The sequence below is a fragment of the Wolbachia endosymbiont (group A) of Apoderus coryli genome, from assembly GCF_947251615.1.
In the GTDB taxonomy this organism is placed as follows: domain Bacteria; phylum Pseudomonadota; class Alphaproteobacteria; order Rickettsiales; family Anaplasmataceae; genus Wolbachia.
On the sequence record NZ_OX366367.1, the window covers coordinates 1,267,809 to 1,280,207 of the forward strand.

A 12,399-nucleotide genomic window follows, 5' to 3' on the forward strand; every position below is an offset into this window, starting at 1 on the left:
CAACAGTGCATTAAGTAGCATAAAGTTAACTTCAGAATAAAAAGCAAACGGTAAATAAGTGGCAAATAGTGGCAAAAGGTTATTGTTGATAGAAAATTCCACCTGTTCTAATGAGGTAAGAGTTGCCTTGTCAGTTAATAATAAGGTTGTAGAATTTGAACAAGAATTCAAGGAAAAAAAACAATTAAGAGGTAATATATATGTTGCTTATATAAAGCGTATAGAGCCTTCTTTGCAAGCCGTATTTATTGAATATGGAAAAAATAAGCAAGGTTTTTTGTCTTTTTCTGAGATATCTCTAGATTACTTCAATATTCCAGAAAAAGAAAAGGAAACTATCTTTGAGAGCTACTCAAATGACGATTGTACAGAAGAAGCCCCAGCAAATATTTCTTCAGATTCTGCAGCTAGTAAGAATGTCAACGAGTCAGGTAGTGGTTTTGTAAGAGAGGTACCTTTATATAAAAAATACAAATTACAAGATGTTATTTCAGTAAATCAAAAAATATTGGTTCAGCTAACTAAAGAGGAACGAGGCAATAAAGGAGCTTCATTTACAACATACATAACTTTAGTGGGTAGATACTGTGTTTTCATGCCAAATTCCATGAGCAAAGGTGGAGTGTCCCGCAGAATTGAAGATGCTAATGTCAGAAAGCAGTTAAAGGATATACTAAATTTAATAAACTTGCCAAAAAGATCAGGTTTAATAGTAAGAACTGTTGGTTCAGGAAAAAGTAAGAAAGAAATTGAGCAGGATTACGATTACTTATCCTCATTATGGCAGAACATTCAGAAAAATGCCTTCTCTGTAAACGCTCCATCATTAATTTACAACGAAGCAGATGTAATTATGAGATCTGTTCGTGATTTTTGTAGCGATGGTATAGAAGTTATAGTGTCTGGAAAGGAAGCTTTTGAAGCAGTTAGGCAATATGCTAACAATGCACTAAAAGGTAGTAAATTGCGCTATAGATTGTATAGAGGTTATGTTCCGATCTTTACTTACTATGGAATTGAAGATCAAATTTCTGAGTTATATAGCAATAGAGTAGAATTGCCATCTGGTGGGTCTTTGATAATAACTTTAACTGAGGCGTTTGTTTCAATAGACGTAAATTCAGGAAAGATGACAGGAGAAGATAGCATAGAAGAAACAGCTTATAGAACCAACATGGAAGCAGTACCTGAAATATCAAGACAGGTGAATCTTAGGGGCCTATCAGGATTAATAGTAGTCGATTTTATTGATATGTTGAAATATCAGTATTGCAGAGCTGTTGAGTCTGCTATAAGGCAAGCGTTTAAAGATGATAAAGCTAAGGTTCAATTTAGCTACATAAATGACTTTGGTTTAATGGTATTTTCAAGACAAAGAATCAAACCAAACATACAAGAAATTAATACTACAGAGTGTTTACACTGCAAAGGTACTGGAAGAGTAAAATCAAACGAAGTAATTGTTGCATCGATACTAAGGGACTTACAACATATTGCTAATAAGAATCGAAATAAGTCTTTTGATTTAGTAGCGCACAGTGCAGTTATAGCGCATATTTTTAATAATAAACGGAATACAGTTTCTACAATCGAAAAAGAGTTTAATATTACATTGAACGTCAGTATTGATAACAGTTTAGATGTAAATACATTTGTTTTAAAACAAGGAGATGATGTTAATTTAAACGATTATAAGCCATTACAGAACTCTGGATACCAAATTGGGGATAGCAGCAATGAAGAAGCTGATAATTCAAATAAACTACGAGGCAATTTTTGGCTGACTAAGTGGCTTTCGCGCCTTTTAAGTTCTAATAACTAATTAGAACTCCTAAATTGGGCTTGTAATTAATAAGTCCTATACTTATATATTCTTATATCAGATAATATTTACAATGGGGTACTCATTATGGGAAGAGCAATAGGTATAGATCTCGGAACAACAAATTCCTGTGTTGCAATAATGCAGGGCAAAGACACAAAGGTAATAGAGAATAAAGAAGGAGCAAGAACTACTCCATCTATAGTTGCATTTACTTCATCAGGAGAAAAATTGATTGGTGCTCCAGCAAAAAGGCAAGCAACCACCAATGCAAGTAATACCTTTTTTGCTACTAAGAGATTAATAGGCCGTCAATACGGTGATTCTGAAATGAAAAATCTAAACGTGCCGTATAAAGTGTTTGCAGCAAAAAATGGTGATGCATGGGTTAAAACCACTGATAATAAAGAATACTCTCCTAGCCAAATTGGTGCATTTATACTACAAAACATGAAAGAAGCAGCAGAAGCTTATCTTGGAGAGGAAGTAAAAGATGCTGTGATAACAGTGCCAGCATACTTCAACGACTCTCAACGTCAAGCAACAAAAGATGCAGGAAAAATAGCCGGATTAAATGTACTCAGAATAGTAAATGAACCGACTGCCGCAGCGCTTGCTTATGGTCTTGATAAGAAACATGGGCACACAATAGTGGTGTATGACCTTGGTGGTGGTACATTTGATGTCTCAATACTTGAAATAGGTGAAGGGGTTTTTGAAGTAAAGGCTACAAATGGTGACACTCATCTTGGAGGTGAAGACTTTGATAACGCAATAGTGAGTTATTTACTAGATGAATTCAAGAAAAGTAATGGCATTGATTTGAAAAATGATCCAATGGCTATGCAAAGAATCAAAGAAGCTGCTGAAAAAGCGAAAATTGAATTATCAAGTGCAATGGAAACGGAAATAAATCTACCGTTTATTACAGCTGATGCAAGTGGTCCAAAACACTTAAATATGAAATTAACGAGAGCAAAACTTGAAAGCTTAGTGAATGATTTAATCGAAAGAACTATGGCTCCTTGTAAAAAAGCTCTTGAGGATGCTGGTTTGTCTGCTAGTCAAATTGGCGAAGTGGTTCTCGTTGGTGGCATGACTCGTATGCCAAAAGTCATAGAGAAAGTTAAAGAATTCTTTGGCAAAGATCCACATAGAGGAGTGAATCCTGATGAAGTTGTAGCAATTGGAGCTGCAATACAGGCGGGAATCATTCAAGGTGATGTAAGAGATGTGTTACTACTTGATGTGACTCCACTTTCTCTTGGTATTGAAACTCTAGGAGGAGTGTTTACTCCACTTATTGAGCGTAATACTACCATTCCTACAAAAAAATCTCAGGTATTTTCAACTGCGGAAGACAATCAAACAGCTGTTACAATTAAAGTGCATCAAGGTGAAAGAAAACTGGCAGTTGATAACAAGCTACTTGGTCAGTTTAGTTTGGAAGGGATACCTCCTGCTCCTCGTGGAGTTCCACAGATTGAAGTAACATTCGACATAGATGCAAATGGAATAGCACACGTTTCTGCAAAAGATAAAGCTACTGGAAAAGAGCAAAAAATACGCATTCAATCTTCAGGTGGTCTATCTGATGATGAAATAAATCGCATGGTAAAAGAAGCTGAAGAAAAAGCACAAGAAGATGAAAAGCGTAAGAAATTTATTGAAGTGAAGAATCAGGCAGATAGTTTAGTTCATTCTACAGAAAAGTCTCTGACAGAGTATGGTGATAAAGTGTCATCTGAAGATAAATCTGCTATTGGAAATGCATTGAATGAGCTAAAAGAAGCGAGTAAATCTGATAACATTGATGACGCTGATTCAATACAGCAGAAAGTCACTAATCTTTCTCAATTATCTATGAAACTTGGAGAAGCTATGTATCAAACATCTCAACAAAATAGTGCTGAAAATGGCTTTTCATCAGAAGGAAATCCAAATGATAAAGAGGAAAAAGTAGTAGATTCTGATTATCAAGACATAGATAATAAAGAAGAGAATAAGTAATTGCGATTGTCATCCAAGTAGCTGATACTGAGATGACAAGAGGAGCATATTGTTGCTTAAAGAAACCATTATGGATATTATTAAAACAATAGAAGAAAAGATACGCGATTCGATAGATGTAATTGATATCAACATTATCGATGAATCAGCAAAGCATACTGATCATTATTTTGCTTCATCTTCAACATTACCTTCGCACATTAAATTAATATTAATATCTGACGGCTTTATTGGAATGAGCGTTCTAAAAAGACACAAGTTGATTTATGAGTTATTGAAGGGTGAGATAGAGCTAATACATGCAATTTCTCTTCACTTGTATATGCAAGATGAGTACAATTTAAAAAATAAATAATAAAAATGTGAAGGAAGAGTCTATATTAGTTAAAGCAGGAAGAAAATTTAATGACTATAAAGGTTCCATGAATCCGCCAGTTTATCATTCTTCTACCATATTATTTCCTACTTACAAGGACTACTTAAATGCAGCAAATGGAGAAAGTATATACGATGTAATCAACGATGGTGTTGCAAGGGATTATAGCTACAGTAATGTTGGTACTCCTACTGTTCATTATCTTTCAAATGCACTGGCTGAAATTGAAGGGAGTGGACAAGCGCTTATTTATCCTTCCGGACTATTTGCACTTACTTTTGCTATTCTAACTTTCGCTAAAGCAGGCTCGCACGTTTTAATTCAAGATAATAGTTATTATAGGCTTAGGAGGTTTGCAGAAAATGAGCTACCAAAAAGAGGAACAGAAGTAACTTTTTATGATCCAACACAGGATATAACTGATTTAATTCAGAGTAATACTTCATTGATAATGATCGAGACTCCTGGTTCTGTAACGTTTGAGATTTCGAATATAGAGCATATAGTAAAAGTTGCTAAGGAACATAAAATTGTGACCGTTTGTGACAATTCATGGGCCACTCCTTTGTTATTTAAGCCGCTTGATTATGGAGTTGATGTTGCACTATATGCGGTGACAAAGTATCTAGCCGGTCACTCAGATTTAGTGATGGGAGCTATGGTTGCTGAAGGTGAAACTTTTAAATTGCTTTATGAGAGCCATAAAAATTATGGGGTAACCATTCAATCGCACGACTGCTACCTTGCACATAGGGGACTAAGAACACTGCACACACGTATGAAAAGGCACCAAAATACAGCAATGGAAGTGGCAAAATGGCTAGAAAAACATTCAAAAATCAAAAAAGTTTTGTATCCAGCACTTCCCTCTCATCCTCAACATGAATTATGGAAAAGTTACTTTAAAGGAGCAAGCGGCGTATTCAGTATAGTATTGGGTAGAGAATATTCATGTGAAGAACTAAGCTGCATGGTTGATCACATGAAAATTTTTAGTATCGGTGCTTCTTGGGGAGGGTGCGACAGTTTAATATTACCAATAGATCGTAGATCTATGTCAAGATCTGTAATGAATTCAGATTATGGTGGAAGTTTTATACGGATATTTTGTGGACTAGAAGATTCTGAGGATTTGATCTCTGATTTAAATGCTGCACTAGCAAGACTGCCATGTTTGAATATCAAAGCTGGCAGATGAAACTGAGAGAATTACTGCATAACATTATTGATGTTAACTTTGATGTTGAAATCAAAGGCGTCACGTGTAATCCCAAGAGAGTCAAGGAAGGTTATCTTTTTGTTTGTGTGTCAGAAAGGAGTAAAGAATACGCAACATGCGATACTGGAATCCATATCCTTCCTACTGAATCACAGTGTTACGTACACAACTGTGTAGACGTTGTGATACAAGGGGCCAAGAAAGATGTCATCCCAGTGCCCAGACACTGGGATCCAGAAAATTTAATTGCAAATGAGCACACTAGGCAATTGTATAATAAAAACTGGATTCCAGTGTCACGCACTGGAATGACAGATACTTCGAGCTTTGCAGTGCTTGAACACCCAAACCCTCAAGAAATATACAGCGAAATAGTCAGCAGGTTTTATCAATTCAAACAGCCCAAATATGTTGCTGCTGTAACTGGTACAAATGGTAAAACTTCAGTAGTAGAATTTTGCCGCCAGATCTGGCAAAACTCTGGCTATAATGCTGCGTCTATTGGAACACTTGGAACATGCATCAATAATGGCAGAAAAGGTAATAGCAACAGCCTTACCACTCCAGGTGCAGAAGACCTTTACGCAACATTGCGTGGTATAAGTGTAGAACACTTAGTGTTGGAATCATCAAGTCATGGGATTGATCAATACAGAATCCATGGATTAAAGTTGAGTGCTGCAGCTTTTACTAATTTCTCGCAAGATCATTTAGATTACCATAAAAGTCTTGGTGGATATTTAGAAACTAAAAAAAGGTTATTTTACGAAGTATTACCAGAAGGAAAAACAGCGATTTTAAATGCGGATATAGATGAATACGGCGCATTGCTTAAAATAGCTGAAAAACGCAGCAATAAAGTTGTGACTTATGGAAAAAAAGGCTCTGATATTACTTTATTAGAGCAAACATCAACCCCTAATGGTCAACATCTTACAGTAAAAATTGATAACCAAATTTACAATACATTTTTCCCAGTTTTAGGAAAATTTCAAGCATATAATCTGCTATGTGCAATTGGTATATCTGGATTAAATTACAGAGAAATATGCGTAGAAAAACTCGTTTCTCCACCAGGAAGAATGGAAAAAGTGAAACCTTTTGCATTCGTGGATTACGCTCATACTCCAAGTGCGCTTAAACAAGCCCTATTGTCTTTAAAATGGCATATCAACAAAAAAATAATTCTAGTTTTTGGATGCGGTGGAAATCGCGATCAGACGAAACGTTCAGAAATGGGCAAAATAGCACAAATGTATGCAGATAAAGTAATAATTACAGATGATAATCCGCGTGATGAAGATCCGGCAAAAATTCGCCACGATATTTTGCTACATTGCCCTGATGCGCTAGAGATAGAAGATAGAAGAGAAGCTATAGAGAAAGGTATAGATATTGCCCATAACGAAGGTATGATTCTGCTGGTTGCAGGAAAAGGACATGAGAAATTCCAAATTGTAGGAAGCCAAACTTTTGAGTTCAGTGATGTTGAGGTTATTAAAAATCATGCCTTAACATACTGATTTTCACAATCATTCACTGTTCTTGCAAGTGATAGCACTCTCACTTCTCTTGCACCGGAGTTTAAAATTTCTTGAGAGCAAGATCTTACAGTTGCTCCGGTTGTTACCACATCGTCAACTAATATCACGATTTTATTTTTGATAATTTCTTTATTGCTTGTTTTAAAAGCCTTCTTTAAGTTTTTTTCACGCTGTTTAAGTGAAAGACCAGCTTGAGGCGCAGTATGGCGAAGACGTTTTATTGCAAATGGCGTATAGGATAAATTGGACAACTTACTCAACTCTTTTGCAAGCAGTGCTGCTTGATTATATTTACGTTTAAACAAGCGCATTTTATGTAACGGTATAGGAATTATGACCTCTGCGTTCTGAAACGTGTCCTGATTAGCTTGGTGTATCCACTTTGCATAGATTTTTACGTAATTCAAATTATCAAAAAATTTGAAATTTATAATCATGTTTTTACTATGTTGATCATAAGCAAAAACTGATCTTATTACTTTAAACGGTGGAGGATTGATGATGCACTTACCACACGTATAAATATTGTCTGAGATTACTACGCCACAAACATTGCAGTAATGCTTAGTTAGAAAATTGATTTTTTTGTTGCATTCACTACACAGATTAAGATTTTCATCAATGATACACTCGCAACTTACGCATACGTTTGGAAATATGAGATTTGTAGCTTTTTTTAGTAAGAGAAGGTTCACAATTCATTAAATATATTATAAAATTTATATAGTATAGCTAAAGTAACTTGTGCTTACACTCTTTCACTTTTTATTTCATCTCAATGTAATTCAAACTGAGCCACTGCTGAAAAAGCAGAACTTATAACTCAGTTTGCGGTATACCATTGACTAAAGTAGTCTCCGAATCACTCCGATTAGATAAAAGCTGATGTTTTTCTGGCTTCTGTACTTCACTCAACTTACTTTGCACTTTGTCACAAGCCCACACAAGTGGCGTTATGATTGACGCGGCAGCCCAAATGATAGCAGCGCAAGCATAACTTACAATCTTGTTAAATACTCTAGCTACTGCATTAGCACAATCTTGCCCCATTTCTAAAAATATGTTTGAATAATTAACGAATGATTTTGTATCCGTTTTAAAACAATAGTCCCCTGTTATTTTTGACAATAACTTGACTGGAAAGTATGACAAACATGCCACTATCAAAAATAAAGGTTGCAATATTATGTTGGCTGCTAAAACAGCACCCAGTGTACACAATGAATACACTCCCTCTGCTCTGTGGCCCACGTATTCACATTTATCATTATCCTGATAATACTTGTTATAATTGTCTTTACTCTCAACGCCACAAATTACATCTTTCACAGGTCCTAGCACATTATCAACGTAACGTACAGATTTATAGAAACTATTCTCTGGAACTGGTGTGTGATTTTTTACTTCCTTAGCAGGCACAATTCCATATTTAGCATACCTTTTAAAATATTGATATACTGACATTCTCATCTCCAAATCATAAATATGCAACGTAGCCTAATATAATTAAGAAATAGTTTATAATAAATACGTTTTAAGATACCTGCCTGTAACACTTTCTGGAGTTTTTGCCACTTCTTCTGGAGTTCCAGTAGCAATCACTTCTCCGCCTTTTATTCCGCCCTCTGGTCCGATGTCTATTATATAATCTGCAGTTTTTATAACATGCAAATTGTGCTCGATAACTATAACAGTGTTTCCCAGATCGACTAATCTATGGAGTATTTTTAGTAAGTTATTTATATCTTCAAAGTGTAATCCAGTTGTTGGCTCATCAAGAATATACAATGTTCTTCCAGTAAATCGTTTTGATAGCTCTTTGGACAGCTTTATTCGTTGTGCTTCACCCCCAGACAACGTTGTTGACGACTGTCCGAGTTTTATATAGCCAAGCCCTACTTCCTGCAAAGAAACCAACTTTTCTTTTACCATTGGAAGGTTTTCAAAAAAATCACAAGCCTGATCTATCGTCATATCAAGCACATCAGAGATTGATTTTTCTTTATAAGTAACTTCCAATGTTTCCCGATTATACCTTCGCCCTTTACACTGCTCACACTTCACATAAACGTCCGGTAGAAAATGCATCTCTATCTTTAAGTGCCCATCACCTTTACAAGCCTCACACCTTCCCCCTCTGGTATTAAATGAAAACCGGCCTATATTATATCCCCTTGCTTTTGACTCCGAAAGACCTGCAAACCAATTTCTTATATGAGTGAACATACCAACATATGTTGCTGGATTTGACGCCGGAGTTCTACCAATTGGCGACTGATCAACTTCTATAATTTTATCTATATATTCAAGACCTTCTATCTTATCGCATTGGCCATACTTTGCAGACGAATGATGTATCTTATGTGCTGAATATTTATATAACGTTTCTATGACTAAACTTGATTTTCCCCCTCCTGATATTCCAGTAACACAAATAAGATTCCCTATAGGAAATTTAACGTTCACATTTTTTAAGTTATTTTCACATGCATTTATTACTTTTATGAACTGAGTTGCTTGCTTTCTTCTCCTTGGAATTAAAATTTTTTTCTCTCCACTCAAATATTGCCCTGTTATGCTCCCTGAATTTCTTTGCACCTGGTCTGGTGTTCCTTCTGCAACAACTTTTCCACCATTTACGCCAGCTCCAGGACCAATATCAATCGCATAATCAGCAGCCATTATTGTATCTTCATCATGCTCAACAACGATTACAGTGTTACCCATGTCTCTCAAGTTTTTCAGTGTAGCAATTAACCGATCATTATCGCATTGATGAAGGCCTATCGAAGGTTCATCAAGCACGTACAGCACTCCTGTTAAACCAGAGCCAATTTGTGAAGCAAGTCTGATCCTCTGACTCTCGCCGCCAGAGAGAGTGCTAGATTCTCGATCAAGCGTTAGGTAATTCAACCCTACATTCTTTAAAAATGCTAGCCTCTTGATTATTTCATTTAATATTTTACTTGAGATTTGCTTCTGTTGTTCTGTGAGCTTGTCTGGCAAATTTTCAAACCACTTAAGGGATTCATCGATGCTGAGCCCTGATATTTCACCTATATGTTTGCTATCAATTTTTACTGTAAGCGCTTCTTTTTTTAATCTATAGCCAGTGCATTCCTTACAGTGAGTGACAGAGCAATATCGCTCAACAAGCGTTTCATCATAATCCATCTGACGTTCTAGGATACTGACCAAACCTTGAAATTTATCAGAGCCAAAGAGTATCATATCTTTTACTTCTTGATCTATGTTCTTCCACGGAACATCAAGGCTAAATTTACAATTTTCAACCAGTGATAGAATTGCACTTTTTAGAAATCCATAACTTGTGTGCATTTGGCGTGCTGCCTGCCCTACTGGCTTTAAAGCACCCTCAGATATTGAAAGAGTTTCATCTGGCACTATCAGTTTTACATCAACAGCCAGCTTTTTACCAAGCCCATTACATGAACCGCATGCACCGTAAGGGCTGTTAAAAGAAAATAATCTTGGTTCTATTTCCTCAAGAGTGAAACCAGACTCGGGGCATGCAAAATTCTCTGAAAAAGTCAGAATTTGGCCATTGTTATACTCAGAATTATGGTTGTCAGGTAGGTTTACTACTTCTACATACATTAGACCATTACCAAGTTTTAGTGCGGATTCTATACTACTTGGCAGTCGATTTCCTATATCGCCCAATATTGATATTCTATCTGCAACCACAAAAATGTCGTGTTTCTTGTTCTTATCGAGTTTAGGCAAGTCATCTACATTGTACACTTCACCATCTATTTTGAACCTTACGTAACCTTGTCTTTTAATTTCCAATATCTCTTTGAGATGTTCTCCCTTTCTACCACGCACAACAGGGGCAAGTATATATATTTTAGTTTCTAAAGGTAACGCAATTATAGTATCTACAATTTGAGACACCGTTTGTTTTGTTATTGGCAATTGAGTTGCAGGTGAATAAGGAACTCCTATTCGTGCATATACTAAGCGCAAGTAATCGTAAATTTCGGTAACAGTTCCAACTGTTGACCTTGGATTTTTTGAGATCGATTTCTGGTTGATAGATATTGCAGGAGAGAGACCTGTAATCGACTCAACATCTGGTTTATCCTGAATGTTGAGAAATTGACGCGCGTAAGCTGATAGGCTTTCAACGTACCGGCGTTGGCCTTCCGCATAAATTGTATCAAAAGCGAGGCTAGACTTGCCAGAACCACTTAGCCCAGTTATAACAACTAGCTTATTTTTCGGTATATTGACATCTACACCTTGCAGATTATGTTCCTTTGCGCCCTTAACTCTGATGAAATTGTCCATACATCACGTATTTTTAACAATCATAACCTCAAGATACATAAACTTACAGTAACTTTCTACTGATTTTTTAACTATTACGGAGAATAAGGTGGCTATAGCTAGTGCAAACCGTTAACTGTACGAACATTTTAATATGATACGATGTTACATAGTAAACGATATCATTTCAGCGCCACTTTTCTTGTCATTCCAGTGTCAAGCACAGTCGTCTAAGTGAGGAAAGTCACCTCTCCCCACTCGACTTCAAAACCGGACTTGTGGTAGAGTGGGCAGCCAGCGAGTTACTTGTTAAGTACTTTTCCAACAGCCCCTCTCCGAACCTTACTATTACCCACAAGTATAGAATTCATGAGCAAGTCTTCATCCTTCTGCTAAATCAAAGAGACGTTTCCATCCCTTCCACAGAGCTATAGCTAAGTCATTTTTGCGGGCTAAGAACCCTCCTAATTTGGCCACCCACCTCACGGTTTCTCTTATAGGTGGTGGGGTCACAGGATAGTTTTTTGTCTTAAGCATTTTGGTATACAAAACCTTCCATTCATCATCAGTCAGTATGACAGTACAAGAAAGGTTTGCTAGCTACCAATGTGATAAAGAATATTCTCCATGCAATTATACTCATAATTGTAAGAAAGCGGATTAATCTATCTGCTGTTTGGAGCCTACATTCTTCAACTTTAAGACCGGATTTCAAAATTTTATGAAAAACCTCTATTCTCCATCTTAAGCAATACCATTGTATTTTTTCTACTGCTTCTTCAAAATTATTAATATTTATATTTGTCAATAAAATCCAGTTCATAGGCTCTTCGCCAAATGGGGGATATTTTTCTATAACATAGACAGCATTTAAATTTAAATTAGGAAGTTTCTGGGTTTTACGTCTAGCGTTATTTTTTGATGCATTTATCACAAAGTTACTAAACTTTACTTCTAAAACTGCTGTTCTTTGAGGTTTATTATCGCGAGCAGACTTGAATTTCTCCTTGACAAGACATGCGATTCATCAAATCCCACAATCTTTTACCACCTTTTTCAGAATAAGTCGACTTCTTGTTTACTGTTCTGTTTTGATTTCCTCTTAGAGCCTGTACATGATCTCAAGAAAGGAATA

Annotated in this window: 7 protein-coding genes and 2 pseudogenes; 5 read left to right on the top strand and 4 right to left on the bottom strand. The window is 36.1% G+C overall.

Features of this window, described 5'->3' with window-relative positions; all coding sequences use genetic code 11:
• Positions 1 to 58: 58 nt before the first annotated feature.
• The 5 genes and pseudogenes from OPR43_RS06540 (at position 59) to murE (ending at position 6,950) form a co-directional block, all read left to right on the top strand.
• Positions 59 to 1,822, top strand: coding sequence for an Rne/Rng family ribonuclease (locus OPR43_RS06540; RefSeq protein WP_265034605.1), 1,764 nt, complete (start codon positions 59 to 61; stop codon positions 1,820 to 1,822).
• Positions 1,823 to 1,909: 87 nt separating this feature from the next.
• Positions 1,910 to 3,832 (top strand): molecular chaperone DnaK, encoded by a 1,923-nt coding sequence (dnaK, locus tag OPR43_RS06545; protein WP_265034606.1) that lies wholly within the window; start codon positions 1,910 to 1,912, stop codon positions 3,830 to 3,832.
• Positions 3,833 to 3,902: 70 nt separating this feature from the next.
• Positions 3,903 to 4,187: a BolA family protein gene (locus OPR43_RS06550; RefSeq protein WP_265034607.1), complete on the top strand. Its 285-nt coding sequence runs from the start codon at positions 3,903 to 3,905 to the stop codon at positions 4,185 to 4,187.
• Between the two features lie 7 nt (positions 4,188 to 4,194).
• Positions 4,195 to 5,428: pseudogene (metC, locus tag OPR43_RS06555) on the top strand (cystathionine beta-lyase).
• A complete protein-coding gene (murE, locus tag OPR43_RS06560; RefSeq protein ID WP_265035694.1) occupies positions 5,403 to 6,950 on the top strand; it encodes a UDP-N-acetylmuramoyl-L-alanyl-D-glutamate--2,6-diaminopimelate ligase in 1,548 nt (515 codons plus the stop codon). Before metC ends, murE begins: the two are co-directional and overlap by 26 nt.
• On the opposite strand, the gene OPR43_RS06565 is transcribed toward murE, so the two are convergent.
• The 4 genes and pseudogenes from OPR43_RS06565 to OPR43_RS06580 form a co-directional block, all read right to left on the bottom strand.
• Complete coding sequence (locus OPR43_RS06565) at positions 6,932 to 7,666, bottom strand: ComF family protein (RefSeq protein WP_265026435.1); 735 nt, start codon at positions 7,664 to 7,666, stop codon at positions 6,932 to 6,934. The two genes, murE and OPR43_RS06565, sit on opposite strands and share 19 nt — an antisense overlap.
• Positions 7,667 to 7,787: 121 nt before the next feature.
• Positions 7,788 to 8,435, bottom strand: a complete 648-nt coding sequence (locus tag OPR43_RS06570) for a hypothetical protein (protein ID WP_265034609.1) — start codon at positions 8,433 to 8,435, stop codon at positions 7,788 to 7,790.
• 54 nt (positions 8,436 to 8,489) lie between these two features.
• Positions 8,490 to 11,285: an excinuclease ABC subunit UvrA gene (uvrA, locus tag OPR43_RS06575; RefSeq protein ID WP_265034610.1), complete on the bottom strand. Its 2,796-nt coding sequence runs from the start codon at positions 11,283 to 11,285 to the stop codon at positions 8,490 to 8,492.
• A gap of 360 nt (positions 11,286 to 11,645) precedes the next feature.
• Positions 11,646 to 12,370: pseudogene (locus OPR43_RS06580) on the bottom strand (IS4 family transposase); the annotation flags it as partial.
• Positions 12,371 to 12,399 lie beyond the last annotated feature (29 nt).

What these genes read in the sequence shown, in the direction of transcription:
- uvrA (WP_265034610.1), bottom strand. Translation starts at nt 11,285, where the DNA reads ATGGACAATTTCATCAGAGTTAAGGGCGCAAAGGAACATAATCTGCAA.
- OPR43_RS06550 (WP_265034607.1), top strand. Translation starts at nt 3,903, where the DNA reads ATGGATATTATTAAAACAATAGAAGAAAAGATACGCGATTCGATAGAT.
- murE (WP_265035694.1), top strand. Translation starts at nt 5,403, where the DNA reads ATGAAACTGAGAGAATTACTGCATAACATTATTGATGTTAACTTTGAT.
- OPR43_RS06570 (WP_265034609.1), bottom strand. Translation starts at nt 8,435, where the DNA reads ATGTCAGTATATCAATATTTTAAAAGGTATGCTAAATATGGAATTGTG.
- dnaK (WP_265034606.1), top strand. Translation starts at nt 1,910, where the DNA reads ATGGGAAGAGCAATAGGTATAGATCTCGGAACAACAAATTCCTGTGTT.